The organism is Ramlibacter pallidus (assembly GCF_015070875.1).
GTDB lineage: Bacteria > Pseudomonadota > Gammaproteobacteria > Burkholderiales > Burkholderiaceae_C > Ramlibacter > Ramlibacter pallidus.
The window spans coordinates 34,814-60,630 of record NZ_JADDIV010000006.1 but is presented as its reverse complement, the minus strand read 5'-3'; the positions used below and the strand labels follow the sequence as shown (position 1 = coordinate 60,630).

The following is a 25,817-nucleotide window of genomic DNA, read 5'->3' as shown; positions in this document are numbered from 1 at the left end:
AGAACACCCATGAACCGACGCCACTTCCATCTCAACCTCGCGGCCGCGGCCGCAGCCGTCGCGCTCCCCGCCGGCGCGCAGACACCCTCGCGTCCTGCGCCCGCGGCGCGGTGGTCCGCCATCGAGTCCCGCAGCGGCGGCCGCATGGGGATCGCCATCCTGCGTGCCGACGGCCGCATCGAAGGCCATCGGCTGGACGAGCGCTTCCCGATGTGCAGCACGTTCAAGTGGCTGGCCGGCGCGCACGTGCTGCAGCGCGTGGACCTCGGCCTCGAACGCCTGGACCGCCGCATCCCGTATGGGCGCGAGGTGCTGCAGCCGCATTCGCCCATCACCGAGAAGCATGTCGGGGAGGGCATGGCGCTGGGCGACCTGTGCCATGCGACGATCACCACCAGCGACAACGCCGCCGGCAACCTGGTGCTGGCGAGTTTTGGCGGCCCCGCCGGCCTGACCGCGTATGCCCGCAGCCTCGGCGACGAGACGACACGCCTGGACCGGTGGGAAACGGAGCTGAACGAGGCGCTACCCGGCGACCCACGCGACACGACGACGCCTCGCGCGATGGTGCGCCTGCTGCAGGCGACGCTGGTCGGCAAGGCGCTGTCGCCGGCGAGCCGCGACGTGCTGGCCGGCTGGATGGAGGCCACGCGCACCAACCTCCAGCGCCTGCGCGCGGACCTGCCCGCAGGCTGGCGCATGGGCAGCAAGACGGGCACCGGCGGCCGCGGCACGACCAACGACGTGGGGATCTTCTGGCCGCCCGGCCAAGCGCCGATCCTGGTGGCCGCCTACGTGACGAACACGCAGGCGCCGGAGGCCAACCGCAGCGGCGCCATCGCTGCCGTGGCGCGCTACGTCACCCGTCCGTGAACGTGGGAGCGGCAAGTCTGTCGCGCCTGCGCGGGGTGGCCTTGCGCCGACAATCGCGCCCATGGACACGCTCGCTGCAGATCTCTGGCTCGAACCCTGGTTGCCGCAGCTTCGTTCCGCGGTCACGCGCGGGCCGGTGCTCGAGCTCGGTTGCGACACCGGCCTCGACACGGCATGGCTCGTGAACCACGGTTTTCGGGTCACGGCCACCGACGTCTCCGCGCGAGCGCTGGAAGCGACGGCGCGCGTCGCCTCCTCCGCGCAGTGCGTGCACCACGACCTGCGCGAACCCATGCCGTTCGCGGACGCGAGCTTCGGCGTCGTGATCGCCAGCCTCTGCCTGCATTACTTCGACTGGGCGACCACGGTGGCGGCCGTGCGGGAGATCCGGCGCTGCCTGGCGCCGCAGGGCCTGTTCCTCTGCCGCGTGAACTCGGAAAGGGACGTGCTGCATGGCGCAGGGCGGGGCGAGGAACTCGAACCGCGCTTCTACGGGCAGGACGCGCACTATGCCGCCTGCAAGCGCTTCTTCAGCGCCGGAGACCTGGACCGCCTGTTCCCGCCGGTCGACTGGCTCGAAGCGCGCCGGCGGGAAGTGACGATCCACCGCTATGCCCAGCCGAAGGTCGCGTGGGAGCTGGCGCTGCGACCGGCCGGCCTGCACGCAGTGCCTGCCACGTGAACACGCCCCCGGCCAGCGCGCCTGTCCCGTCCAGCAGGACGTCGCTGGCCGTGTCCCACGCGTCGAGGTTCCCCGCCAGCCCTTCGAGGATCTCCCAGCCGACCCCGAGGACCACGCCGACCACCGTGCACCACGCGATGACGTGACCGCGCCCGAGCTGCTTTCCGCGCGCGTACAGGTACCCGATGGCGGCCATGCCGGCGAACCCGGTGAACGCGTGGGCCGCGTCGTCGTACCAGGGCACCGCGGCCATCGGTCGGAAGTGCACTGCATCCCGGCACTGTGGCCTCGCACCGGGGACGTCGCGCGTCAGCACGGAGCGGATGGCCGGTGTCAGCCTGCAACGCGGCAGGGCCTCCCCGCGGGAACGCCGCCTCCAGCCGATCGCGTTTAGAATCCGCCGCAGTCCCGCGGGCGTCGTTCAATGGCAGGACCTGAGCTTCCCAAGCTCAAGACGTGGGTTCGATTCCCATCGCCCGCTCCAGCACCCTGGAACCCCATGATGATGTTCACCCGCGCGTTCGCGACGATCTTCCTGCAGGCCTGAGCGGCTCCTCGCCACACGGCGAGTTCGCAGCGGGACGCCTGGCGTCCCGGTCGTCCCAGCAGCGTCCCCGCGTCCGGCGGGCCTCGCTGCCGAACCTCGAGGTAGAACATGTCCCTTCACGGCACCTCCACGCCTGCGCTGTCCGACGCGCAGGTCTCGCAATTCCATCGCGACGGCTTCGTCCGCATCGCCGACGCCTTTCCCCGCTCCCTCGCCGAAGAGGCACAGGCCATCCTCTGGCGCGACCTGCCCGGCCGCCCCGACGATCCCACGACCTGGACGCAACCCGTCGTGCGCCTCGGCCTGTACACGGACGCGCCCTTCGTGGCCGCCGCCAACACGCCGGTCCTGCACGCCGCGTTCGACCGCCTGGTCGGCGCCGGCCGCTGGCTGCCGTGCGGCGCGATGGGCACCTTCCCCGTCCGCTTCCCCTCGCCGAGCGATCCGGTCGACACGGGCTGGCACGTCGACGTGAGCTTCGGCTTCGAACAGCCGGACTTCATGGAATGGCGCGCGAACGCCCGTTCGCGGGGCCGCGCGCTCCTGATGCTGTTCCTGTTCTCCGACGTCGGAGCGGATGACGCCCCCACACGCATCCGGGTGGGCTCGCACCAGCACGTGGCACGTGCCCTGGCGCCTGCCGGAGAGGCGGGGCTCACGCTGCGCGAGCTGCTGCCCTGCATCGCGCAGACCGAAGGCCTGCCGGAGGTGCTGGCTTGCGGCGAGGCCGGGACGGTCTACCTGTGCCATCCGTTCCTGGTCCACTCGGCGCAGCCGCATCGCGGCACGCGGCCGCGCTTCCTGGCGCAGCCGCCGTTGTTGCCACGCGGGGAAGCAGAGGAGTAGCGGGGCGCCCCCACCCCGGCCCTCCCCGGAGGGGGAGCGAGGAGGAACAGGGTCAGCGGCGGGCGTCGGCGAGTTGCTTGCGGCGGACGTCGCCCTGCCGCTCCAGCATCCAGCCCGGATATTCCTTCGGCAGCTGGCTGACCTCGCCGATGCGTGCCAGCTCCTCGGCGGAGAGCTTCACGCCCGTCGCCTGGATGTTGTCCGCCAGCTGGTCGGGGCGCTTGGCACCGATGATCACGCTGGTCACCTGGGGCTGGTGCAGCAGCCAGGCCAGCGCCACCTGCGCGACGCTCGCGCCTTTCGCCTCGCCGATCTGGCGCATCACGTCGATGACGTCGAAGGCGCGTTCCTTGTCCACCGGCGGGAAGTCGAAGGCCAGGCGGCGCGAATCCTTCTCCGCCGCCTGCTGCTGGCGCGTGTACTTGCCGCTCAGGAAGCCGCCGGCCAGCGGGCTCCACACCATGAGGCCCAGGCCTTCGCTCTGCAGCATGGGGACGATCTCGCGCTCCAGGTCGCGGCCGGCCACCGTGTAGTAGGCCTGCAGCGATTCGAAGCGGGCGAGCCCCAGGCGCTCGGCGATGCCCAGCGCCTTGACGACCTGCCAGGCGGCCCAGTTGCTCACGCCGATGTAGCGCACGTGGCCGTGGCGCACCAGCTGGTCCAGCGCGCGCATCGTCTCCTCGATGGGCGTCGCCGGATCGAAGCCGTGGATCTGGTACAGGTCGATGTGGTCCAGCTGCAGGCGCTTGAGGCTCGCCTTCACGCCGTCCAGGATGTGGCTGCGGGTGGCGCCGCGCATGTTGGCGCCCGGGCCGGTCTCGCCGAAGACCTTGGTGGCCACCACCACGCTGTCGCGCGGCACCTTCAGGTTGCGCAGGGCATTGCCGGTGATCTGCTCGGACACGCCGCCGGCATAGACGTCGGCGGTGTCGATGAAGTTGATGCCCGCGTCGATGGCCTGGCCGACCAGGCGCTCGGCCTCGGCCTGCTGCAGCATGCCGATCTTGCCCCACATGCCGTCGGTGCCCCCGAAGGTCATGGTGCCGAGGCAGAGTTCGGAAACGAAGAGGCCGGTGCGGCCGAAGGGAACGTGTCGCATGTTTGCAAGCTTCCGTGGACGAAGAAGAAGAAAGATATGGCGGTTAATGCGTAGGAACGGCGCCGGGACCGGCCCGTAGAATCCGTGCCCATCCATCAAGAACAAGCTGGGGACATTGTGAGCGTCGACGCGCGCGCCGTGGCGGACCTGTATCGCACCATGGTGCGCATCAGGGCTTTCGAGAACGCGGCGGAGGTCGCCAGCCAGGGCGGCGTCAGCGCCTACGGCAGGGCCGCCGACGGTACCGCCCGTGTCCGCGGGCCGCTGCACCTGTCCACCGGGCAGGAAGCCGTGCCGGCCGGCGTCTGCGCGCACCTCAAGCGCGAGGACCTGCTCACCTCCACCCACCGTGGCCACGGCCACACGCTGGCCAAGGGCGCCGACCTCGCCCGCATGATGTGCGAGCTGTTCGGCAAGGCCAGCGGCTTCAACGGCGGCAAGGGCGGCTCGATGCACATCGCCGATTTCTCGGTGGGCATGCTGGGCGCCAACGGCGTGGTCGCCGCCGGCCTGCCCATCGCCGTCGGCGCCGCGCACGCGCAGAAACTGCAGGGGCAGGATGCGATCACCGCCTGCTTCTTCGGCGACGGCGCCATCAACCGCGGGCCTTTCCTCGAAGCGCTGAACTGGGCGCAGGTGTTCCAGGTGCCGGTGCTGTTCGTCTGCGAAGACAACCGCTGGAGCGCGACCACCGCCAGTGCGCCGATGACCGCGGGCGAGGGGGCTTCGGCCCGCGCCGACGGGTTCGGCATCCCGTTCCGGAAGGTGGACGGCAACGACGTGCTCGCCGTGCACGCGGCCGCGGCGGCGCTGGTCGCCGAGGTGCGGGCCTTACACGGTCCGCGGCTGCTGCACGCGATCACGTACCGCGTGAAGGGCCACGTCTCCGTCGACCCCGCCGCCTACCGCGACCCGCGAGAACTGCAGGAGGCCCTGCAGACCGACCCGATCGCGCGCGCCCGCGCCGACTACCTGGCGCGGCCGGGCGCGGATGCCGCCGTGCTGGAGGCGATCGAACGCGAGGCGAAGCAGGAAGTGGACGCCGCGCTGGCGGCCGCCGACGCGGCACCCTGGCCCGAGGCCGAAGCCGCCTTCACCGACGTGCAGACCACGGGAGCGGGCACATGGCGCTGATGACGTATGCCGAGGCCGCGGTGCTGGCCGTGGCGCACGAGATGGAAGCCGACCCGCGCGTCGTCGTGATCGGCGAGGACGTCGGGCGCGGCGGCATCTTCGGCCAGTACAAGGGCTTGCAGGCGCGCTTCGGCGCCCAGCGCGTGATCGACACGCCGATCAGCGAAGCCGCGATCGTCGGCGCGGGCGTCGGCATGGCGCTCGCCGGCATGCGCCCCGTCGCCGAGATGCGCGTGGTCGATTTCGCGCTGTGCGGCATGGACGAGATCGTCAACCAGGCCGCCAAGAACCGCTTCATGTTCGGCGGCCAGGGCCGCGTTCCGCTGGTGCTGCGCATGCCCATCGGCATCTGGGACGCGTCCGCCGCGCAGCACTCGCAGTCGCTGGAAAGCTGGTTCGCGCACCTGCCGGGCCTGGTGGTCGCGTGTCCGGCGACGCCGCAGGACAACTACTCGCTGCTGCGCGCGGCGCTCGCCAGCGGCGACCCCGTCGTCTACATGGAGCACAAGACCCTGTGGGGCATGACGGGCGAGGTGGACCCGTCGCTCGCTACGCAACTCGGTTCCGCCCGCATCGTGCGCCCCGGCCAGGACCTCACCGTCGTCAGCTGGAGCCGCCAGCTGCAGGCCTGCGAACAGGCGTGCGACGCGCTGGCCGCGCAAGGCATCGCCGCCGAACTGGTCGACCTGCGCAGCATCTGGCCCTGGGACCGCGCGACGGTGCTCGGCTCCTGCGCGCGCACGCGCCACCTGCTCGTGGTGCACGAAGCCGTGCAGGCCGGCGGTTTCGGAGCGGAGATCGCGGCCACCGTGGCGGAGACCGTCGGGTGCAAGGTGCGCCGGCTGGGCGCGCCGCGCATCCCGGTGGGCTACGCGCCGGTGCTGGAGGCGCAGTCGCGCATCGACGCAGAAGACATCGCCGCCGCCGCCCGCGGCCTGCTGGCCTGACGCCATGTCGCTGCCCGAACTGCCCGATCCCATCCCCGGCGAACCCGAAGTGCATCCCGACGAGGTCACGCGCGTGCCGCTGGCCATCGAGGACTGGCTGACGGTCGTCGTCATGGCGCTGCTGGCGCTGATCACCTTCGCGAACGTGCTGGTGCGCTACTTCACCAGCCAGTCCTTCGCCTGGACGGAAGAGATATCGGTCTTCCTGATGATCGTGCTGGCACTGGTGGCCGGGTCGGCGGCGGTCGCCCGCAACCGGCACATCCGCATCGAGTTCTTCGCCGACAACGGGCCGGAAGCACGGCAGCGTGCGCTGGCGCGCTTCGGCGCGTTCATGATGTTCCTGTTCTTCGCGGTGCTGGCCGTGCTGAGCGCGCGCGTGGTCTACGACGACATCCGCTTCGGCGAGACCTCGCCCGGCATCGGCGTGCCGGTCTGGTGGTACACGATGTGGATGCCGGTGATGTCGGTGGCGATCGCCGGCCGCGCGCTGGGACTCTTCATCCGCAGGGGCCGCCGGCCATGATCGCCACGCTGCTGTTCGTCGCCTTCCTGGCGCTGCTCATGGTCGGCGTGCCGATCGGCGCGGCCCTGGGCCTGGCGGGCGCCGTCTGCATCGCACTGGCCAACCAGGACGTGCAGTGGTTCGGCCTGCTGGCCGTGCCGCAGAACTTCTATGCCGGCCTCGCCAAGTACCCGCTGCTGGCCGTGCCCATGTTCGTGCTGGTCGGGTCGATCTTCGACCGCTCGGGTGTCGCGCTGCGCCTGGTGAACTTCGCCGTGGCGATCGTGGGCCGCGGCCCGGGCATGCTGCCGCTGGTCGCGATCGCGGTGGCGATGTTCCTGGGCGGCATCTCCGGATCGGGCCCGGCCAACGCCGCCGCGGTGGGCGCGGTGATGATCGCCGCGATGAGCCGCGCCGGTTATCCGCCGGCCTTCTCGGCCAGCGTGGTCGGCGCGGCTGCCGCCACCGACATCCTGATCCCGCCCTCGGTCGCCTTCATCATCTATTCGGTGCTCGTCACCGGCGCGTCCGTGCCCGCGCTGTTCGCGGCCGGGATGATCCCCGGCGTGCTGGCGGGCCTGGCGCTGATGATCCCCGCCGTGTGGATGGCGCGGCACCACAAGATGGGACAGCTGGAGGCGCAGCTGCCGCGGCCGCCCTTCTGGCGCAGCCTGCGCGAGGCGCTGTGGGGCCTGGCGGCGCCGGTGCTGATCCTCGGCGGCATGCGTGCCGGCTGGTTCACGCCGACCGAGGCGGCCGTGGTCGCCGTGTTCTACGGCCTGTTCGTCGGCATGGTGGTCCACCGCACGATCAAGGTGCGCGACCTGTTCACGATCCTGCGCGAATCGGGCGAGCTGTCCGCCGTGATCCTGCTGGTGGTGTCGCTGGCCGGCATCTTCGCGTACTCGCTCTCCACGCTGGGCGTGATCGACCCCGTGACGCGCGCGATCGTGAACTCGGGGCTGGGCGAGTACGGCGTGCTGGGCCTGCTGATCGTGCTGCTCGTCACCGTCGGCATGTTCCTCGACGGCGTGTCCATCTTCCTGATCTTCGTGCCGCTGCTGGTGCCGATCATGCGGCACTACAACTGGGACCCGGTGTGGTTCGGCGTGATCCTCACGCTGAAGGTGGCGCTGGGCCAGTTCACGCCGCCGCTCGCGGTCAACCTGATGGTGTCGTGCCGCATCGCCAAGGTGCCGATGGAGAGCACCATCCGCTGGGTCGGGTGGATGCTGCTGTCGATGGCCCTGGTGATGGTGCTCGTCATCGCCTTCCCGCAACTCGCCCTGTGGCTGCCGCGCAAGCTCGGCTACTGATCCCGTTCCTTCCCGTCGAACCATCCCTAGGAGACAAACCATGAACTTCCGCCGCACCCTCGTCGGCCTCGCCATGGCCGCCACCGCGCTGGCCTTCACGCAGGGCGCCGTCGCCCAGTCGAACTACAAGGCCGAATACAAGATGTCGCTGGTGCTGGGCCCGCCGACCCCCTGGGGCATGGCCGGCCAGATCTGGGCCGACCTGGTGAAGGAGCGCACGCAGGGCCGCATCAACATCAAGCTCTATCCCGGCGTGTCGCTGGTGCAGGGCGACCAGACGCGCGAGTTCAGCTCGCTGCGCCAGGGCGTGATCGACATGGCGGTGGGCTCCACCATCAACTGGTCGCCGCAGATCAAGGAACTGAACCTGTTCTCGCTGCCCTTCCTGATGCCCGACTACGCCGCGGTCGACGCGCTGACCCAAGGCGAGGTCGGCAAGCGCATCTTCGCCACGGTGGACCGTGCGGGCGCCGTGCCGCTGGCCTGGGGCGAGAACGGCTTCCGCGAGCTGACCAACAGCAAGAAGCCGATCAAGTCCCCCGAGGACCTCAAGGGCATGAAGATCCGCGTGGTCGGCTCGCCGCTGTTCTCCGACACCTTCAACGCGCTGGGCGCGAACCCGACGCAGATGAGCTGGGCCGACGCCCAGCCGGCGCTCTCCAGCGGCGCGGTGGACGGCCAGGAGAACCCGATGTTCCTGTTCACGGTGCTGAAGATGCACACCGTGGGCCAGAAGTTCGTGACGACCTGGGGCTACGTCGCCGACCCGCTGATCTTCGTCGTGAACAAGGACGTCTGGAACAGCTGGAGCCCGGCCGACCGCGAGATCGTGCGCCAGGCCGCCATCGAGGCCGGCAAGCAGGAGATCGCGCTGGCGCGCAAGGGCCTGGTGGAAGCCGACAAGCCGCTGCTGAAGGACGTGGCCGGCATGGGCGTGACCGTCACCACGCTGTCGCCCGCCGAACGCGACGCCTTCGTGAAGGCCACCCGTCCGGTGTACGAGAAGTGGAAGGCCACCATCGGCGCCGACCTGGTGAATCAGGCCGAGAAGGACATCGCCGCGCGCAAGAAGTAAGTTCGCACCGGCGAACGGAGAGGCCTCCCGCGGGAGGCCTTTTCCTTTCCGGAGGACGCGCGCCCCACGGTCCGGCAGGCGGCATCCGCGCCGTCCTACACCGCGTTGCCGCGGGGCTGCCTAGCATCCGGGTTTTCGGAGACAACCCATGGTCCAGACCAGCGCAAAGCAGCCAGCGGCCCGCAAGGAGCGGATCGACGTCAGCTACGACTACGCCGTCTGCGCCTGGGCGCGGCACTTCAACGTGAGCGAGAAGCGCGTGAAGGAAGCCGTCGCCGCGGTGGGCGACGAGGCGGACAGGGTGCGCGAGCACCTGCAGCGCAGCCGCTCCCCGGAGCGCCCTTCCAGCCATTGAGGGCCGGAAGGCGCGGCGCAGCCGCGCACCCTAGGTGACCTCGAACACCTGGCGCAGGTAAGCGAGGAAGGTCGGATCGGTCGCCAGGGTCTTGCCGGGCGCATCCGAGAGCTTGGCCACCGGCTGGCCATTGGCTTCCACCAGCTTCATCACGATGTTCAGCGGCACCAGGCCGACGTCGTTGGTGAGGTTCGTGCCGATGCCGAACCCCAGCTGCACGCGGTCGGCGAAGTGGCGGTACAGCGCGATCGCCTTCGGGACGTCGAGGCCGTCCGAGAACACGAGCCGCTTGGCATGCGCGTCGATCCGCAGCCGGGCGTAGTGCGCCAGTGCCTTCTCGCCCCAGGCCACCGGATCGCCGGAGTCGTGGCGCAGGCCGTCGAACAGCTTGGCGAAGTACAGGTCGAAGTCGCGCAGGAACGCGTCCATGCCCACCGTGTCCGTGAGCGCGATGCCCAGGTCGCCGCGGTACTCCTGCACCCACTGCTCCAGCGCGGCGCGCTGGAAGTCGCGCAGCCGCACGCCCAGCCCCTGGAAGGTCTGCAGGTACTCGTGGCCCATGGTGCCGATCGGCGTGATCCCGAGATCGCGCGCCAGCAGCACATTGGAACTGCCCTTGAAGCCTTGCGGCAGCTCGCGCGCCAGCGTGGTGACCACCTCCCGCTGCCAGGCGCGGCCGTAGCGCCGCCGCACGCCGAAGTCGAAGAACTCGAAAGGGTGCGCCAGCGCCGGCTCGGCGAGGAAGGCGCGCACCTGGTCCATCTTGGCGGCCAGGCGCCGGCGGCCTTCCGCCCGTGCCGCTTCTCCGTCGAAGCGACGGAAGTACAGCTCGTTCACCGTGGCCAGCACGAAGATCTCGAAGCCCATCACGTGCACCTGCGGCCCGCGCGCCTCGATGCACAGCGCGTCGCCCTCGGCCCATGCACGGATGAACTCGCGCTGGAAGCGGAAGATGCGCAGGAAGTCGACGAAGTCCGGCTTGATGAAGCGCAGGCCTGCCAGGTAGTCCAGCTCGTCGCGACGGAAGCAGAGCGTGCACAGGTGGTCCAGCTGCGCATCCACCTCCTGCAGCAACTCGGCCAGCGGGTAGTGCGGCGCGTTGCGGCAGATGAAGCGATAGACCGCCTGCGTCTGCGTCTGCCGGTGCAGCATCGGCTGCCACATGGTGAACTTGTACAGGTCGGTGTCCAGCAGGCTCTGGATGACGGGGTCGAACGGCATGCGCGCAGTCTGCCCCAAAAAAAACGGGGCCCAGAGGGCCCCGAAGAAAGGGATCGGTTGCGTCTCAGCCGCCCTCGGCATCGTGGCGCCGGTCGGCGGGCATCGGGGTGCCGCCACCCTGCGTGCCGCCGCCCTGCGGATAACCTCCCGTGGGCCATTGGCCCGGACCGTGCGCGGGATCCTCGCGCCGCGCCGCGTCGCCCAGGTTCTCGGCGAGCTGCTTCATCTCGCCCGACTTCTCCTGTGCCTTCGCGTACCACTTGCGCAGGATCTCGGCCGCCGTCTCGCGCCCGCCCAGGCCGAATGCCAGGCCCAGGCCCAGCGCCAGGGCGCCGACGATCGCCATGAACAGCGTGTTGACCAGCTCCGTGGCGATGCCCAGCTGGTTGACGGCCACCACGATCGCGAAGGCCCACACCACCACGGTGGCGGCCTTGGCCAGGAAGTTGGCATTGGTCAGGCCGGCCTCGCTGGCCGCGCCGCGCACGACGTTGCTGAGCGCCCGGGCCGCCAGTCCGCCGATCACCAGCACCACCAGCGCGACCACCACGTTCGGCAGCCACAGCAGCAGCTGGCGCAGCACCTCGGACACCGCCGGCAGGCCGAGCGCGTCGAAGGCCACCACCAGCGCGATCAGCCGCACGAACCACTTGACGACCAGGCCGATCATCCCGGCCGCGTCGGTGTTCATCCCCATCTTGCGGATGAAGTCGCTCAGCCCGGCCCGTTCGGCGAGGTCGTTGAAGCGGATGGAACGCAGCACGGCGGCGAGGCCCCGCTCGATCAGCGAGGCGATGAACCAGCCGGCGACGATGATCAGCACGAAACCGATGATCTTGGGGATGGCGGAGAAGAACAGCGCCAGCGCGGCGGCGAGCGAGGTGAACATCGCGTCGCTCCATTCGGTGACTTGGGTGGGCATGGGGTCTCCAGGGGGGAAGTCGTCAACTTCCTCACACTCTCCGCCTGCGCCAAGCACGGCCGCGTCGTCCCCTTGGGGTGCCGTCTGTAGGAAGCGGCTTTGGTCGGGCTGGGGCTGCCTCATGTGCAAGGCGGTGAATCGCCGGCCCTGCGGAAGGGCGGGCATGCCCCGAAACCTATAATCAAAGGTTCAGTTGGACACACCATGAGCACCCCCCAATTCACCGTTGCCGACATCCGCCAGACCTTCCTGGATTTCTTCAAGGAGCGCGGGCACTCGGTGGTCGCCTCCAGCCCGCTGGTGCCGGGCAACGACCCGACGCTGATGTTCACCAACTCGGGCATGGTGCAGTTCAAGGACGTGTTCCTCGGCACCGACAAGCGCCCCTACGTGCGCGCGGCCTCGGTGCAGGCTTGCCTGCGCGCCGGCGGCAAGCACAACGACCTGGAGAACGTGGGGTACACGGCCCGCCACCACACCTTCTTCGAGATGCTGGGCAACTGGAGCTTCGGCGACTACTTCAAGCGCGATTCGCTCAAGTGGGGCTGGGAACTGCTGACGCAGGTCTACCGGCTGCCGGCGGAGAAGCTCTGGGCCACGGTCTACATCGACGACGACGAGGCCTACGACATCTGGACCAAGGACATCGGCCTGCCGCCCGAGCGCGTGGTGCGCATCGGCGACAACAAGGGCGCGAAGTACGCCTCCGACAACTTCTGGATGATGGCCGACACCGGCCCCTGCGGCCCGTGCTCGGAGATCTTCTACGACCACGGCCCGCACATCCCCGGCGGCCCCCCGGGCAGCCCGGAGGCGGACGGCGACCGCTACATCGAGATCTGGAACCACGTGTTCATGCAGTTCGACATGCAGCCGGACGGGTCGGTCAAGCCGCTGCCGGCGCCCTGCGTGGACACCGGCATGGGGCTGGAGCGCCTGGCCGCGATCCTGCAGCACGTGCACAGCAACTACGAGATCGACATCTTCCAGGCGCTCATCGCCGCCGCCGGCCGCGAGACGGGCGTGCAGGACCTGTCGAACCCGTCGCTGCGCGTGATCGCCGACCACGTGCGCGCCACCTCCTTCCTGGTGGCCGACGGCGTGATCCCGTCGAACGAAGGCCGCGGCTACGTGCAGCGCCGCATCATCCGCCGCGCCATCCGCCACGGCTACAAGCTCGGTCGCAAGACGCCGTTCTTCCACAAGCTGGTGCCCGACCTGGTGCGGTTGATGGGCGACGCCTACCCGAACCTCAAGGCGAGCGAGACGCGCGTGATGGAGGTGCTGAAGGCCGAGGAAGAGCGTTTCTACGAGACGCTCGCCAACGGCATGGAGATCCTCGATGCCGCCCTGGGCGGCGGCCAGAAGGTGCTGCCGGGCGACGTCGCCTTCAAGCTGCACGACACCTACGGCTTCCCGCTGGACCTGTCGGCCGACGTCTGCCGCGAGCGCGGCGTCACCGTGGACGAAGCCGGCTTCAACGCCGCGATGGAAAAGCAGAAGGCCGCGGGCCGCGCCGCGGGCAAGTTCAAGATGGACCGCGCGCTGGAATACGGCGGTGCCTCCAACAAGTTCACCGGCTACGAACGCCTGGAGGAGCAGGCGCGCGTGGTCGCCGTGTACAAGGACGGCACGCCGGTGCAGCAGCTCGCCGAAGGCGAGGCCGGCGTCGTGGTGCTGGACACCACGCCTTTCTATGCCGAGAGCGGCGGCCAGGTCGGCGACAGCGGCGTGCTGGTCGCCGAGGGCGTGCAGTTCGGCGTGGAGGACACGCAGAAGATCAAGGCGGACGTGTTCGGCCACCACGGCACGCAGACGCAGGGCACGTTGAAGGTCGGCGACACCGTGAAGGCGCAGGTCGACATGGCCCGCCGCCAGGCGACGGTGCGCAACCACAGCGCCACCCATCTGATGCACAAGGCCCTGCGCGAGGTGCTGGGCGCGCACGTGCAGCAGAAGGGATCGCTGGTCGACGCCGACAAGACGCGCTTCGACTTCACGCACAACGCGCCGCTCACGGACGACCAAGTGCGCGAGATCGAAAAGCGCGTGAACGCCGAGATCCTGGACAACCACGCCACGCAGGCGCGCGTGATGGAGATCGAGGCCGCCAAGGCCACCGGCGCCGTCATGCTGTTCGGCGAGAAGTACGGCGATTCGGTGCGCGTGCTGGACATCGGATCGAGCCGCGAGCTGTGCGGCGGCACGCATGTGCAGCGCACGGGCGACATCGGCCTGTTCAAGATCGTCGGCGAAAGCGGCGTGGCCGCGGGCGTGCGCCGCGTCGAAGCCGTGACCGGCGCCCATGCGCTGGCCTACCTGCAGGACCTGGAAAGCACGGTGCAGAGCGCGGCCGGTGCGCTGAAGGCGCCGGTGCCCGAGCTGCAGTCGCGCATCGGCCAGGTGCTGGAGCAGGTGCGCACGCTGGAAAAGGAACTCGCCCAGCTCAAGGGCAAGCTGGCTTCCTCGCAGGGCGACGAGCTGGTGGCGCAGGCCATCGACGTCAAGGGCATCAAGGTGCTGGCCGCCCGCCTGGACGGCGCGGACGCCAAGGGCTTGCGCGACACGATGGACAAGTTGAAGGGCAAGCTGAAGTCGGCGGCCATCGTGCTCGCCACCGTGGACGGCGCCAAGGTGCAGCTGGCCGCGGGCGTGACCGCCGACAGCATGGGCAAGGTCAAGGCCGGCGACCTGGTGAACTTCGTCGCGCAGCAGGTCGGCGGCAAGGGCGGCGGCAAGCCGGACATGGCCATGGCCGGCGGCACCGACGCGAGCAAGCTGTCCGGCGCCCTCCAGTCCGTGCAGGGCTGGGTCTCGGAACGGCTGTGAACGCGCCGCGCGCCCACGGCGGCCGCCGCGGCACGCTGAAGCTGATCGCCGCCGGCGGCCTCGCGCTCGCCTTGCCGCAGGCACGCGCCGCCCAGGTGCTGCCGCTTCCGGCCGGGGCGCGCGTGCCGGCCTTCACGGCGCCAGACCTGCAGGGGCAACCGATGCCGGTCCCGGCGCGTGGCCGCGCCACCATCGTCAACTTCTGGGCCACGTGGTGCCCGCCCTGCCGCGCGGAGATGCCGCTGCTGCTGCAGCTCTCCGAGCTGTACGGCGAACGGCTCGCGCTGCAGCTGGTGAACTTCAAGGAACGCGCCGCCACCGTGCAGCGCTACATGCAGGCCTCCTCCTGGAACCACCCGGTGCTGCTGGACGCGGCCGGGGAAGGCGCCGCCGCCTGGGAGGTGAAGACCTTCCCCACCACCTTCGGCTTCGACCCGCAGGGCCGTGCGCGCTGGCGCGTGCGCGGCGAATACGACTGGAGCACGGCCGAAGCCGGCAAGCTGGTCGACAGCCTCTGGACCTGAGAACGAGAAAGCCAGCCATGCAAGACCGCCGCCGTTTCCTGACCACCGCCGCCGCTGCCGCCGGTGCCTTCTCCCTGCCGGCGCTCGCCGCCGTGCCCGAGCGCCGCTTCGCGCCGCAGCCCGCCGGCTGGCGCACCTTCGAGCTCACCACGCGGGTCACGCCGGCGCTGGCGCAGGGTGCGAGCCAGGTGTGGGTGCCGCTGCCTTCGCTGGACACGGACTGGCAGCGTTCGCTGGAGACGGGGTACACCAGCAACGGTGCCGCGGTGCGGACCGCCGACGGCGTGGAAGGCGCGCGCATGCTGCATGTCACCTTCGACCCGGCCGTCCGCGACCCCTTCGTGGAGGTCGTCACGCGCGTGCAGACCCGCGACCGTGCCGTGGACTGGGCGCGGCCGGCCGCGGCGCGCCAGGACGCGGCCACGCTGGCGCACGCCCTGCGCCCCACCGCGCTGATCCCCACCGACGGCATCGTGCGCGACACCGCGCTGAAGGCGGTCGGCGACGCGCGCACGGACGCCGACAAGGTGCGGCGCATCTACGATTGGGTGGTCGGCAACGCCTGGCGCGAACCCAAGGTGCGCGGCTGCGGCGAGGGCGACATCAGGACGATGCTGGAGACGGGCGACCTCGGCGGCAAGTGCGCGGACATCAACGCGCTGTTCGTCGGCCTGTGCCGCGCGGTCGGCGTGCCGGCCCGCGACGTGTACGGCCTGCGCCTGGCGCCGTCGGCGTTCGGCTACCGCGAACTGGGCAGCAACTCGGCCAGCCTCAAGGGCGCGCAGCACTGCCGCGCCGAGGTGTTCCTGAAGGCGCACGGCTGGGTGGCCATGGACCCGGCCGACGTCGCCAAGGTGATGCGGCAGGAGACCGGCGAGTGGATCAAGTCGGTCCAGCACCCGCTGGTCGCGCCGGTGTACCGCGGCCTGTACGGCGGCTGGGAGGGCAACTGGGTCGGCTACAACACGGCGCACGACGTGTCCCTGCCCGGATCGAAGCTGGGCAAGCTCGGCTTCCTGATGTACCCGGTGGCCGAAGACGCGCAAGGGCGTTTCGACTCCTACGCGCCGGACGATTTCCGCTACACGATCGCGGCCCGCGAGTTCAAGTCTTCCTGAACACCACGTCCCACACGCCGTGCCCGAGCCGCAGCCCGCGGTTCTCGAACTTGGTGAGCGGCCGGTAATCCGGCCGCGGCGCGAAGCCTTCGGCGGTGTTGCGCAACGCGGGCTCGGCGGACAGCACCTCCAGCATCTGCTGCGCATACGGCTCCCAGTCCGTGGCGCAGTGGATGTAGCCACCCGGCTGCAGCCTCGGCAGCAGCTTGGCCACGAAGTGCGGCTGCACCAGGCGCCGCTTGTTGTGCCGCAGCTTGTGCCAGGGGTCGGGGAAGAAGATGTGCGCGCCGGCGAGCGCGCCTTCGGGCAGCATGTGGTCCAGCACTTCCACGGCGTCGTGTTCGACGATGCGGATGTTGGCGAGCTCCTGTTCGCCGATGCGCTTGAGGAGCGCGCCGACGCCGGGCGGGTGCACCTCGCAGCACAGGAAGTTGGTGTCCGGCAGGAGCGCGGCGATGTGCGCCGTGGCCTCGCCCATGCCGAAGCCGATCTCCAGCACCGCGGGCGCGGCGCGGCCGAAGACCTGCGCCAGGTCGACGGGCGAGGACTGGTAGGGGAGCAGGAAGCGCGGCCCCAGCGATTCCAGCGCCTTGGCCTGGCCCACGGTGGTGCGGCCGGCGCGGCGCACGTAGCTGCGGATGCCGCGCGGATGGGGCACGCTCTCGGGCGTGTTCGGCTTGTCGGTCATGCCGGGATTGTCGCCCGCCACGCGTCCACCGCCTGCGCGAGCCATTCGCCGACGCCCGCACTTGCCGGCACGCGGAGGCCGAGCACGCGCCCGGCCTGCTCCAGCATCGCGGCCGGTTCCCGCAGTTCCAGCGCCGCCGCGCCGTTCTGCTTCGACAGCTTTTCGCCGTTGGCGCCCCGCACCAGCGGCGTGTGCAGGTACGCCGGCCGCGGCAAGCGCAGGGCCTGCTGCAGGAGCAGTTGCCGCGGCGTGTTGTCCGCGAGGTCCTCGCCGCGCACCACGTGGGTGATGCCCTGGTCCGCATCGTCGACCACGACCGCAAGCTGGTAGGCGAAGAGCCCGTCGGCGCGCTTCAGGACGAAGTCACCGACTTCCACCGCGACGTCCTGCGCTTGCGCGCCGAGGCGCCGGTCGGTCCAGCGCACCACGCCCGGCGGCACGCGGAAGCGCCAGGCGCGCGCGGGCTTGCCGTGCAGGCCTGCGCGGCAAGTGCCGGGATAGACCAGTTCGCCGTGCCTGGGCCTTTCCTGTCCCTGCGCACGCAGCGCTTCCTCGATGTCCTTGCGCGAACAGCCGCACGGATAGGCGAGGCCGGCTGCCACCAGCCGCTGCAGCGCGCGTTCGTGGCTTTCCTCGCGGCGCGACTGCCACCACGGGTCTTCGTCCGGCCGCAGCCCGCAGGCGGCGAGCTGCGCCAGGATGTGCAGGTCGGCACCGGGCACGCAGCGCGGGCGGTCGACGTCTTCGATGCGCACCAGCCAGTCGCCGCCGTGCGCGCGCGCGTCGAGCCAGCTCGCGAGCGCGGCCACCAGCGACCCGGCGTGCAGCGGCCCGGTGGGGGAGGGCGCGAAGCGGCCGCGGTAGCGCATCACGCCGCCCGGTGCCGCTCCAGCAAGGCCAGGCGCGTGGCGGCGCTCTCCAGTTGCGCGAGCCACCATTTCAGGGCGCGGCCGGGCCCCAACGGCCCCACGTTGCGCCACGCATAGCTGAAGCGGATCGAGCGGCTGCTCAGGCGCTGGATCTCCTTGGCGACCAGGCGGCCGCTTTCGAGGTAAGGCCGTGCCAGCGGCTCGGGCAGGAACCCGCCGCCGATGCCGCGCAGCTGCGCATCGAGCTTGGAGCGCATGGTGGACACGGTGAACACGTCCTGGCCCGCGAGCACGCCGACCGTCATCGCGTTGTTGCGCACCGCCGTCGAGTCGGCGATGGCGACAGCGCGGTGCCGGATCAGCACTTCGTCCGGGATCGGTTCGGTCGCGGCGGCCAGCGGATGGTGCGGCGCGACGGCATAGACGAAGCGCAGGTCGCCGAGTTCGTGGCTGTGCACGCCGGGCGTGGTGCCCGGTTCCACCACGACGCCGAGCGCCAGGTCCGCTCGCCCGGAGATCAGCGCCTCCAGCGTCCCCGCCAGCGTCTCTTCGCGCAGCCGCAGCCGCGTGGTGGGCTCCAGCGCGTAGAAGGCCTCGGCCAGTTCCATCAGGGTGGATTGCGAAAGCACGCTGTCGCAGGCGATGGTGAGCTCCGCTTCCCAGCCGGTGGCGACCCGGCGCACGCGGTTGGCCATCGCGTCGATGTCCTGCAGCAGCTGCTGCCCGGCGCACAGCAGCTCGTCGCCCGCCGCCGTCAGGCGCGCCTGGCGGGAGCTGCGGTCGAACAACAGCACGTCGAGCGCGTCCTCGATCTGGCGGATGCGGTACGTGACGGCGCTGGGCACCAGGCCCAGCTCGCGCGCGGCGGCGGCGAAGCTGCCATGCTGGGCAACGGCCTGCACCAGGCCCAGGGCATCAGGGGTGAGGACGTCGCGGGGGGAGGGCACTGCCGGGCTGATCGTTCAAACGGTTTGAATGATGCCATCAAACGCGAGGGCATCCCGGAGGGCCTGCGGGCACCTACAGTAGGTCTCGTTCAAAGGAATCGACATGCTGACGCTTCGCAAGTCCCAGGATCGCGGCTACGCCGACCACGGCTGGCTGAAGTCCTTCCACAGCTTCTCCTTCGCCGGCTACTTCGACCCGCAGCACATGGGCTGGGGCAACCTGCGCGTGATCAACGAGGACCGCATCGCCCCCGGCACCGGCTTCGGCACGCACGGCCACCGCGACATGGAGATCATCAGCTACGTGCTGTCGGGCGAACTGGCGCACAAGGACACCCTGGGCAACGTCAAGGCGATCCCGCCCGGCGACGTGCAGCGCATGAGCGCGGGTCGCGGCGTGATGCACAGCGAGTTCAACCACGCGGAAGACCGCACCACGCACTTCCTGCAGATCTGGATCCAGCCCAACGTGACCGGCATCGAGCCGAGCTACGAGCAGAAGGGCTTCGCCGAGGCCGAGAAGCGCGGCAAGCTGCGCCTGGTCGCGTCGCCGGACGGGGCCGAAGGCTCCGTGACGATCCACGCCGATGCGCGCCTCTACGCCGGCCTCTTCGACGGCGCCGAGGCGGCGACGCTGGCGCTGGACGCCCATCGCCCGGCCTACGTCCACCTGGTGCGCGGCGAGCTGACGGTCAACGGTACCCGCCTCGTCGCCGGCGACGCCGCCAGGCTGCAAGGCGAGACGCGCCTCACGGTCGCCGACGGCAAGGATGCCGAGGTGCTCGTGTTCGACCTCGCGGAACACTGATCCGCTTTCCAAAGATTCTTCAACAAGGAGCCCCCATGGCCGTCACGACATCCACCCCTTCCTACGCGCCCAGCGCGCTGCACGACACCTTCGCGCTGGTCGGCCGCATCCTGCTGGCCTGGCTGTTCGTGCCCGCGGGGTGGAGCAAGATCGCCGGCTTCGCCGGCACCGCCGGCTACATCGCCTCCAAGGGGCTGCCGATGCCGGAGGTGCTGGCGGCCGCGGCGATCGTCGCCGAACTGGGCCTCGGGCTCCTGCTGCTGGTCGGCTGGCAGACGCGCTGGGCCGCGCTCGGCCTGGCGATCTTCGTCGCCGTGATCACGCCGATCTTCCACAACTACTGGGCCATGCCGGAAGCGCAGCAGATGATGCAGAAGCAGGCCTTCGGCAAGAACTTCGCCATCGTCGGCGGCTTCCTGGCGTTTGCCGCCTTCGGTGCCGGTCGATTCAGCATCGACGGCCGCCGCCGCGCGGTCTGACGGAGCGCCCCGCATGGCCGAGATCGTCGTCGTCTTCCATTCCGGCTACGGCCACACGCAGCGGATGGCGCAAGCCGTCGCTGCCGGGGCCGGCGCCAGCCTGCTCGCCATCGACCCCGAGGGCAACCTGCCCGCCGGCGGCTGGGAGCAGCTGGCCGCGGCCGACGCGATCGTCTTCGGCTCGCCCACCTACATGGGCAGCGTGAGCTGGCAGTTCAAGAAGTTCGCCGACGCCTCGTCGAAGCCCTGGTACGCGCAGCAGTGGAAGGACAAGATCGCGGCGGGCTTCACCAACAGCGCCGGCATGAGCGGGGACAAGCAGGGCACCCTGACCACCCTGTTCACCCTGGCGATGCAGCACGGGATGATCTGGGTGAGCCAGGGCTTGATGCCCAGCAACACCCGCGGCGCGCGCCGCGACGACACCAACTACCTCGTTTCCTACAGCGGCGCGATCGCGCAGTCGCCGTCCGACGCCGGCGCCGATGCGATGTCGCCGGGTGACCTCGAAACCGCGCGCCTGTTCGGCGAACGGGTCGCCGCGATCACCGCGCGCTTCCAGCGCTGACTTCCGCGCGGTGCCGACGCGCCGCGCCTTTCCCTTCCCTTCATTCTTCCAAGGAGTTCTCCATGGCACGCGTCCTCGTCCTCTATCACAGCTTCTACGGCCACGTCGAAGCGATGGCCAACGCCGTCGCGCAGGGTGCGCGCGAAGTCCCCGGCACGCAGGTGGACGTCAAGCGCGTCCCCGAGACGATGCCCGAAGACGCCTTCCGCGCCGCGGGCGGCAAGGCGGACCAGGCCGCCCCCGTGGCGCAGCCGGGCGAGCTGGTGAACTACGACGCCATCATCTTCGGCACCGGCACCCGCTTCGGCAACATGACCGGGCAGATGCGCACCTTCCTCGACCAGACCGGCGGCCTGTGGGCGTCCGGCGCGCTGGTGGGCAAGGTGGGCTCCGTGTTCGCCTCCAGTGCCACCCAGCACGGCGGCCAGGAAAGCACGATCCTGACCTTCCATCCCACGCTGCTGCACCACGGCATGGTCGTGGTCGGCCTGCCGTACTCGGAACAGCGCCAGATGGGCCTGGACGAGATCAAGGGCGGCAGTCCCTACGGCGCATCGACCATCGCCGGCGGCCGCGGCGAGCGCATGCCCAGCGAGCAGGAGCTGGGCATGGCGGCGTTCCAGGGCAAGCACGTCGCGGGCATCGCCGCGAAGCTGTTCGGCTGAAGGACGGGAGCGGCAGGGCGACCGCCGTGCCGCTCCTAGAATGCCCCATGGCGATCACCCAGCAGCTCACCGGACACGAGAAGGATCTCGGCGGCGGATTCGTCGTGCGGCGCCTGCTGCCCGACGCGCGCCAGCGCAGCGTCGGGCCCTTCATCTTCTTCGACCACTTCGGCCCGGCGCGGGAACTGCCCGGCGTCAACCACGACGTGCGGCCGCACCCGCACATCGGCCTGGCCACGGTGACCTACCTGTTCGAGGGCGCGATGATGCACCGCGACAGCCTTGGGACCGAGCAGCTCATCGAACCCGGCGCCATCAACTGGATGACGGCCGGACGCGGCATCGTGCACTCCGAACGCCGGCCGGCCCACCTGCGCGACGTGGCCTTCACGAACCACGGGCTGCAGCTCTGGACGGCACTGCCGCTGGCCCACGAGGAGGCCGAGGCCGCGTTCTCGCACACGCCCGCCGACGCCATCCCCGAGGTGAGCGTCGGTGCCGCGCGCGTGCGCGTGCTGGTGGGCGGTGCGTTCGGCGCGCGCTCGCCGGTGCCGGCGCTGTCGCCGACGCTCTACCTGGACATCTGGTTGCCCGAGGGCGGGCGCATGGAGCTGCCGCCGCTGGCGCCGGAGCAGGCGCTCTATGGGGTCGACGCACCCGTGGAGGTCGATGGACAGGCGATCGCGCCGCGACGGATGGCTGTCCTCGCACCGGAGCAGCCGGTGGAGCTGTTCGCGCCGGCCGGTGCGCGCCTCGTGGTGGTCGGCGGCGCGCCGCTCGATGCGCCCCGCCACATGTGGTGGAACTTCGTCTCCAGCCGCAAGGAGCGCATCCTCCAGGCCAGCGCGGACTGGAAGGAGATGCGCATGGCGATGGTGCCTGGCGACGACGAGTTCATCCCGTTGCCGCCGACGCCCGCCACGCCGCCCGAACCGCGGTCCTGACGCGCTTTCAGGGGTTCGGCTTGGCCGGGCCCTTGGCGAGCGTGGCGAAGTGGAGATAGCGGAACCATGGCGCCGCCACGTGGTGCGGCGGGAGCAAGGCGAGCTGCTCCTGCAGCAGCACGTCCGCGCGCGGACGCTGGTTGCTGAAGAGCCCGCCGGCCGCGGCCGCCAGCGCCGCATAGGCGCGTGTTTCGGGCACCAGCGCGTGGTCGAGCGCAAGCACCTGTTCTCCCTTGCGGTACATGTCCACGGCCTTGCGCGACCCCGTGGCGGCGAAGAGCTGCAGCCAGGCACGCTGCGCCGGGGCCAGGCCGGCGCCGCAGCGCTGCTCCGCTTCCCGCCAGTAGGCCGTCGCTGCTTCGGCCGGCAGCGCACGGTTGACGTCCGCCGCGACGCGCACCATGGCGGCCCACGCGTCGCCCGTGCCTTCCGGCAGCTTGCACTGCGACAGCCACTGGCGCACCAGCGCATAGTCCACCGCGCGGTGCGACAGGTAGGCCATCTCGCCCGCCTCGAGCCGTTCGCCCCGCAGGTAGCGGTGGCCGTGCCAGCCGGATGCGAGGCTCACGACGTGCGGCGGCATCCATTGGGTCGCGCTGCGGACCTCGCCGACGTGGGCAAGGGGCGGGCGCCCCACTTCGAGCAGCGGGACCGGCGCGTTGCGAAGGTCGAACAGCAGGGAAGCGATCTTGCCCTGGAAGCGGTCGGAGGCCGCATGGTTGTCGACGTAGGGCTGGTAGTCCGAGTTCGGCGGCACCGCGAACGAGTCCGCCAGCAGCTTGATCGCGCTGCCGCGGCCCGTTTCGTGCGCGGCGAGCATGGCCGTGGAGTCGATGCCGAGTTCCAGCAGGTTCTTCTGCAGGCCCGGCATGCCGTCGAGGGCGGCGCCCGACAACACCGGGAGCCGGCCGTCGCGGCGCGCGATCAGCACCATGTCGCCGGTGTTCGTGGCATAGGCGCTGAATTCCGGAAACACCAGCGTGAAGGCGCGCAGGATCGAGGCCGCCATCTCGGGCCCCGCCTCGTACAGCTGCAGCCATTGCACGAAATGGCCACCCTCCGCGAGGTGATTCGCCACGTGCGCGTAGAACTCCACCGTGAACAGGCTGGCGACGCCGCTCACCCAGGGGTTGGAAGGCTCCGAGACGATCAGGTCGTAGCGGGAGCGTGTCTTGGAAAAGTGCGCGCGGGCGTCGTCGATGACGATGCGGCTGCGCGGGTCGGTGAAGACGCGATCCACGCGTGGGCGGAACAGGTTCGCCGCTTCGACCATCATGGGCTCGATCTCGATCGTGTCCACGCGTTCGATGCTGGCGATGTCCAGCAGCACGGCGCTGGTGGTGCCGGTGCCGATGCCGACCACGGCGGCGGTCTTGGCCGCCGGATGGTGCGCGGGCCCCAGCGCCCCGGTGAGGATCATCGTGTGGTCGTCCTGCGTCCGCACGCGGCGCTGCGGGTGCGAGGAACCATCCGACTTGCCGTTGGTGAGCAGGCTGCGCACGCCGTCCGGGCGCTCGACCACCGTGACGCTGGCGGTCTTCCCGTCGCGGTGGAAGAGCACCGCGCGCTGGTCCGGGATCCGGGCCTTGCCGTGCCGGAAGACGCCCGAGGCGACGCGTTCGGGGCCCAGCGGGGCGGCCGTGGTGATGGCGGCCACGAGGGCGACGCCGAGCGTGCCGGCGAGCACGGGCCCGCCGATGCCCGCCCAGCGGCGCTTGCCGGCGGCCTGGGGCGGGTGCCGCTCGCGCACCCACAGCCAGAGCGCGACGCCCAGCGCGATGTCGATCAACGCGCCCGCCGCCAGCGCCCACTTGAGTCCCAGGCCGGGAATCAGGAGGTGGACGGCCAGCAACACGCCGGCGATGGCGCCGAAGGTGTTGATGCCGTAGACCTGGCCGACCTGGCGCTCGCCGTAGCCCCGCCGCAGCAGCAGGGCGGTGATCAGGGGCAAGGTCATGCCGGCGCACACGGTGGCCGGCAGCATCACGGCGGCGGCGGTGAGCCCGCTGACCACGTTGTACAGCTCGTAGCCCTGCGGGCTGCGTTGCAGGGCCGACAGCACCCAGGCCATGGCGTCGTAGCTGCCCGCATAGAGCGGCAGCGTCGCCACCGCCAGCAGGCCCATCAGCAGCTGGATGCGCGCCAGCAGCAGCACCGCGTCGCGCGCGCCGTCGATGCGGTTGCGGATCCACCAGGCCCCCAGCGCAAGGCCGAGGATGAAGGGGGCGAGCATCAGTTCGAATGCATGGGTCGCGGCGCCGAGCACCAGCGTGAGCAGCCGGATCCACACCACTTCGTAGATGAAGGACGACAGGCCCGTGAGCGCGGCGACGAGCAGCAGCAGGCGCAGCTCGCGCGTGCCGCCTCCACCCTCGGCTGCGCTGGCCGCCGGCGCGGGAGCGGCCGCGGGACGGCCAACGCGCGCCGCGGTGTACGCGGCGATCGCCACGAAGGCGTTGCAGGCGCCGACGAGCATCATCGTGCCGGGCAGCCCCAATGCGGGGATCAGGACGAAGCCCGATGCCACCACGCCGAGCGCGGCACCGGCGCTGTTCAGGAAGTACAGCAGGCTCAGCCCTCGCCCGGGCAGGGCACCCAGGCGGATCACCCCCGTCGTCATGAGCGGGAAGGTGGTCCCCAGCAGGATCGACGCGGGCAGGATGAGGGCTGCGGCCAGCACCCAGGTGGCCGCGCAGGCGCCGGCTTCGCTGCAGGCGGCGGGGAGGAACACGCTGGTGGCCCAGGCCGATGCGGTTTCGAAGACGCCCTGGAACAGGAAGGCCATCAACGCGACGGCCGCCTCCATCGCCGCGTACCACACGATCGGTTCGCGGATGCGGTGCGCGAAGCGGCCGGCCAGCCACGCGCCGAGCGCCAGGCCCCCGACGAAGACCACGAGGACCACCGCCTGCGCGTAAGCGGCGTGCCCCAGGAGCAGCTTCAGGTAATGGGACCAGATCGATTCGTAGATCAGCCCGCAGAAGCCTGACAGGAAGAAGATCGCGTAGAGGGCGGTGCGCTGGTGTCGGCGCAGGGTCTCCCCCGCGTGCACCTGGATAGGGGGCTGCATCCGCCGATTCTAGGAACCGGCGGCGGGTTCACCAATGCGGACGGGCTGCAGTCCGGCGTTCACGGCACGCCTTTCGTCGAAAACGAAACACGTTCCCCGGAAATGCACGCCGCCGGCTTCCTCGAAGTACTTCAGGATGCCGCCTTCGAGCTGCCACACGTGGTCCAGGCCGGCTTCCCGCATGACGAGGGCGGCCTTCTCGCAACGGATGCCTCCGGTGCAGAAGCTCACCACCGTCTTGCCGCGCAGGGCGTCGCGGTTCGCCGCCAGCGCCGCGGGGAATTCGCTGAACTTGCCCAGGCGCCAGTCGATCGCGCCTTCGAAGGTGCCATGGTCGACTTCGAAGGCGTTGCGCGTGTCGAGCGTGACCACGGGCCGCCCCGCGTCGTCGTGGCCCTGGTCCAGCCAGCGCTTGAGCGTGGGCGCGTCCACCGCGGGCGCCCTGCCGTCCGCCGGCTGGATGGCGGGATGGTCCATCCGGATGATCTCGCGCTTGACCTTCACCCGCATGCGGCCGAAAGGCACGTCCGGCGACCAGCTTTCCTTGGCTTCCAGCCCCGCCAGGCGCGGTTCTTCCCGCAGGTGGTCCAGCAGCGAGCGCACGGCGCCGGCCTCGCCGGCGAGGAACAGGTTGATGCCTTCCGGGGCGAGCAGGATCGTCCCCTTCAGCGCCAGCGACAGGCAGCGGGCCAGCAGCGGTTCGCGCAGCTGCGCGGCGTCCGGCAGGGGCACGAAACGGTAGGCGGAGACGTTCAGGACATTGTTCACGAGCAGGCATTCTAGGAA

The 25,817-nt window shown here is 70.5% G+C and carries 25 protein-coding genes, 1 tRNA gene and 1 pseudogene; 18 read left to right on the top strand and 9 right to left on the bottom strand.

Going from position 1 to position 25,817, the window contains the following annotated elements; all coding sequences use genetic code 11:
- Positions 1 to 9: 9 nt before the first annotated feature.
- Together bla and IM787_RS19890 are read left to right on the top strand one after the other, a co-directional pair.
- Positions 10 to 873, top strand: a complete 864-nt coding sequence (gene bla / locus IM787_RS19895) for a class A beta-lactamase (RefSeq protein ID WP_193678467.1) — start codon at positions 10 to 12, stop codon at positions 871 to 873.
- Positions 874 to 934: 61 nt separating this feature from the next.
- Positions 935 to 1,555: a class I SAM-dependent methyltransferase gene (locus IM787_RS19890; protein WP_193678466.1), complete on the top strand. Its 621-nt coding sequence runs from the start codon at positions 935 to 937 to the stop codon at positions 1,553 to 1,555.
- Positions 1,556 to 1,604: 49 nt separating this feature from the next.
- Here IM787_RS19890 and IM787_RS21835 read toward each other — a convergent pair.
- Positions 1,605 to 1,751, bottom strand: a pseudogene (locus IM787_RS21835) (hypothetical protein); the annotation flags it as partial.
- 214 nt (positions 1,752 to 1,965) lie between these two features.
- On the opposite strand from IM787_RS21835, the gene IM787_RS19885 reads away from it, so the two are divergent.
- Positions 1,966 to 2,039: transfer RNA gene (locus IM787_RS19885), tRNA-Gly, on the top strand.
- 171 nt (positions 2,040 to 2,210) lie between these two features.
- On the top strand, positions 2,211 to 2,948 hold the full coding sequence (locus IM787_RS19880) for a phytanoyl-CoA dioxygenase family protein (protein ID WP_193678465.1): 738 nt from the start codon (positions 2,211 to 2,213) through the stop codon (positions 2,946 to 2,948).
- A 52-nt stretch (positions 2,949 to 3,000) separates the two neighbouring features.
- Here the strand turns inward: IM787_RS19880 and IM787_RS19875 are convergent, their stop codons facing one another.
- A complete protein-coding gene (locus IM787_RS19875; protein ID WP_193678464.1) occupies positions 3,001 to 4,047 on the bottom strand; it encodes an aldo/keto reductase in 1,047 nt (348 codons plus the stop codon).
- Between the two features lie 159 nt (positions 4,048 to 4,206).
- On the opposite strand from IM787_RS19875, the gene IM787_RS19870 reads away from it, so the two are divergent.
- The 6 genes from IM787_RS19870 (at position 4,207) to IM787_RS19845 (ending at position 9,379) form a co-directional block, all read left to right on the top strand.
- Complete coding sequence (locus IM787_RS19870; RefSeq protein WP_193678751.1) at positions 4,207 to 5,181, top strand: thiamine pyrophosphate-dependent dehydrogenase E1 component subunit alpha; 975 nt, start codon at positions 4,207 to 4,209, stop codon at positions 5,179 to 5,181.
- Positions 5,172 to 6,128, top strand: coding sequence for an alpha-ketoacid dehydrogenase subunit beta (locus tag IM787_RS19865; protein ID WP_193678463.1), 957 nt, complete (start codon positions 5,172 to 5,174; stop codon positions 6,126 to 6,128). Before IM787_RS19870 ends, IM787_RS19865 begins: the two co-directional genes overlap by 10 nt.
- 4 nt (positions 6,129 to 6,132) lie before the next feature.
- Positions 6,133 to 6,654: a TRAP transporter small permease gene (locus IM787_RS19860; RefSeq protein WP_193678462.1), complete on the top strand. Its 522-nt coding sequence runs from the start codon at positions 6,133 to 6,135 to the stop codon at positions 6,652 to 6,654.
- On the top strand, positions 6,651 to 7,949 hold the full coding sequence (locus tag IM787_RS19855; protein ID WP_193678461.1) for a TRAP transporter large permease: 1,299 nt from the start codon (positions 6,651 to 6,653) through the stop codon (positions 7,947 to 7,949). Before IM787_RS19860 ends, IM787_RS19855 begins: the two co-directional genes overlap by 4 nt.
- 40 nt (positions 7,950 to 7,989) lie before the next feature.
- Entirely contained in the window at positions 7,990 to 9,024 is a 1,035-nt protein-coding gene (locus tag IM787_RS19850; protein WP_193678460.1) for a DctP family TRAP transporter solute-binding subunit, read from the top strand.
- Between the two features lie 148 nt (positions 9,025 to 9,172).
- The gene (locus tag IM787_RS19845; RefSeq protein WP_193678459.1) at positions 9,173 to 9,379 is read left to right on the top strand and encodes a DUF3606 domain-containing protein; all 207 of its coding nucleotides are present in this window, start codon (positions 9,173 to 9,175) and stop codon (positions 9,377 to 9,379) included.
- A 30-nt stretch (positions 9,380 to 9,409) separates the two neighbouring features.
- Here IM787_RS19845 and pncB read toward each other — a convergent pair whose 3' ends face one another.
- Positions 9,410 to 10,600 carry a nicotinate phosphoribosyltransferase gene (gene pncB, locus IM787_RS19840; RefSeq protein ID WP_193678458.1) on the bottom strand — a complete coding sequence of 397 codons (1,191 nt, stop codon included), beginning with the start codon at positions 10,598 to 10,600 and terminating at the stop codon, positions 9,410 to 9,412.
- A gap of 64 nt (positions 10,601 to 10,664) precedes the next feature.
- On the bottom strand, positions 10,665 to 11,522 hold the full coding sequence (locus tag IM787_RS19835; RefSeq protein ID WP_193678457.1) for a mechanosensitive ion channel family protein: 858 nt from the start codon (positions 11,520 to 11,522) through the stop codon (positions 10,665 to 10,667).
- Positions 11,523 to 11,726: 204 nt separating this feature from the next.
- Between IM787_RS19835 and alaS the strand changes: the two genes are divergently transcribed.
- Genes alaS through IM787_RS19820 form a run of 3 tightly spaced genes read left to right on the top strand, consistent with a single transcriptional unit; the run spans position 11,727 to position 15,993 of the window.
- On the top strand, positions 11,727 to 14,351 hold the full coding sequence (gene alaS / locus IM787_RS19830; protein WP_193678456.1) for an alanine--tRNA ligase: 2,625 nt from the start codon (positions 11,727 to 11,729) through the stop codon (positions 14,349 to 14,351).
- A complete protein-coding gene (locus IM787_RS19825; RefSeq protein ID WP_193678455.1) occupies positions 14,348 to 14,875 on the top strand; it encodes a TlpA family protein disulfide reductase in 528 nt (175 codons plus the stop codon). The genes alaS and IM787_RS19825 overlap by 4 nt, the downstream gene beginning before the upstream one ends.
- Before the next feature lie 17 nt (positions 14,876 to 14,892).
- Complete coding sequence (locus IM787_RS19820) at positions 14,893 to 15,993, top strand: transglutaminase-like domain-containing protein (protein WP_193678454.1); 1,101 nt, start codon at positions 14,893 to 14,895, stop codon at positions 15,991 to 15,993.
- Here IM787_RS19820 and trmB read toward each other — a convergent pair.
- The 3 genes from trmB to IM787_RS19805 are packed head-to-tail and all read right to left on the bottom strand — an operon-like array spanning position 15,980 to position 18,497.
- Complete coding sequence (trmB, locus tag IM787_RS19815) at positions 15,980 to 16,681, bottom strand: tRNA (guanosine(46)-N7)-methyltransferase TrmB (RefSeq protein ID WP_227494530.1); 702 nt, start codon at positions 16,679 to 16,681, stop codon at positions 15,980 to 15,982. The genes IM787_RS19820 and trmB overlap by 14 nt on opposite strands.
- Positions 16,678 to 17,550 carry a tRNA glutamyl-Q(34) synthetase GluQRS gene (gene gluQRS, locus IM787_RS19810; RefSeq protein WP_193678750.1) on the bottom strand — a complete coding sequence of 291 codons (873 nt, stop codon included), beginning with the start codon at positions 17,548 to 17,550 and terminating at the stop codon, positions 16,678 to 16,680. The genes trmB and gluQRS overlap by 4 nt, the downstream gene beginning before the upstream one ends.
- On the bottom strand, positions 17,550 to 18,497 hold the full coding sequence (locus IM787_RS19805) for a LysR family transcriptional regulator (RefSeq protein WP_193678452.1): 948 nt from the start codon (positions 18,495 to 18,497) through the stop codon (positions 17,550 to 17,552). Before IM787_RS19805 ends, gluQRS begins: the two co-directional genes overlap by 1 nt.
- A 103-nt stretch (positions 18,498 to 18,600) precedes the next feature.
- Between IM787_RS19805 and IM787_RS19800 the strand changes: the two genes are divergently transcribed.
- The 5 genes from IM787_RS19800 (at position 18,601) to IM787_RS19780 (ending at position 21,961) form a co-directional block, all read left to right on the top strand.
- The gene (locus IM787_RS19800) at positions 18,601 to 19,305 is read left to right on the top strand and encodes a pirin family protein (RefSeq protein ID WP_193678451.1); all 705 of its coding nucleotides are present in this window, start codon (positions 18,601 to 18,603) and stop codon (positions 19,303 to 19,305) included.
- 35 nt (positions 19,306 to 19,340) lie between these two features.
- On the top strand, positions 19,341 to 19,784 hold the full coding sequence (locus IM787_RS19795) for a DoxX family protein (RefSeq protein ID WP_193678450.1): 444 nt from the start codon (positions 19,341 to 19,343) through the stop codon (positions 19,782 to 19,784).
- 13 nt (positions 19,785 to 19,797) lie between these two features.
- A complete protein-coding gene (locus IM787_RS19790; RefSeq protein WP_193678449.1) occupies positions 19,798 to 20,352 on the top strand; it encodes a flavodoxin family protein in 555 nt (184 codons plus the stop codon).
- A gap of 62 nt (positions 20,353 to 20,414) precedes the next feature.
- Positions 20,415 to 21,017: an NAD(P)H:quinone oxidoreductase gene (gene wrbA, locus IM787_RS19785; protein ID WP_193678448.1), complete on the top strand. Its 603-nt coding sequence runs from the start codon at positions 20,415 to 20,417 to the stop codon at positions 21,015 to 21,017.
- Positions 21,018 to 21,064: 47 nt separating this feature from the next.
- Positions 21,065 to 21,961, top strand: a complete 897-nt coding sequence (locus IM787_RS19780; protein ID WP_193678447.1) for a pirin family protein — start codon at positions 21,065 to 21,067, stop codon at positions 21,959 to 21,961.
- 7 nt (positions 21,962 to 21,968) lie between these two features.
- Here IM787_RS19780 and IM787_RS19775 read toward each other — a convergent pair whose 3' ends face one another.
- Together IM787_RS19775 and IM787_RS19770 are read right to left on the bottom strand one after the other, a co-directional pair.
- The gene (locus IM787_RS19775) at positions 21,969 to 25,031 is read right to left on the bottom strand and encodes a spermine/spermidine synthase domain-containing protein (protein WP_193678446.1); all 3,063 of its coding nucleotides are present in this window, start codon (positions 25,029 to 25,031) and stop codon (positions 21,969 to 21,971) included.
- Between the two features lie 9 nt (positions 25,032 to 25,040).
- Positions 25,041 to 25,799 carry a sulfurtransferase gene (locus tag IM787_RS19770; protein WP_435531176.1) on the bottom strand — a complete coding sequence of 253 codons (759 nt, stop codon included), beginning with the start codon at positions 25,797 to 25,799 and terminating at the stop codon, positions 25,041 to 25,043.
- Positions 25,800 to 25,817: the final 18 nt, after the last annotated feature.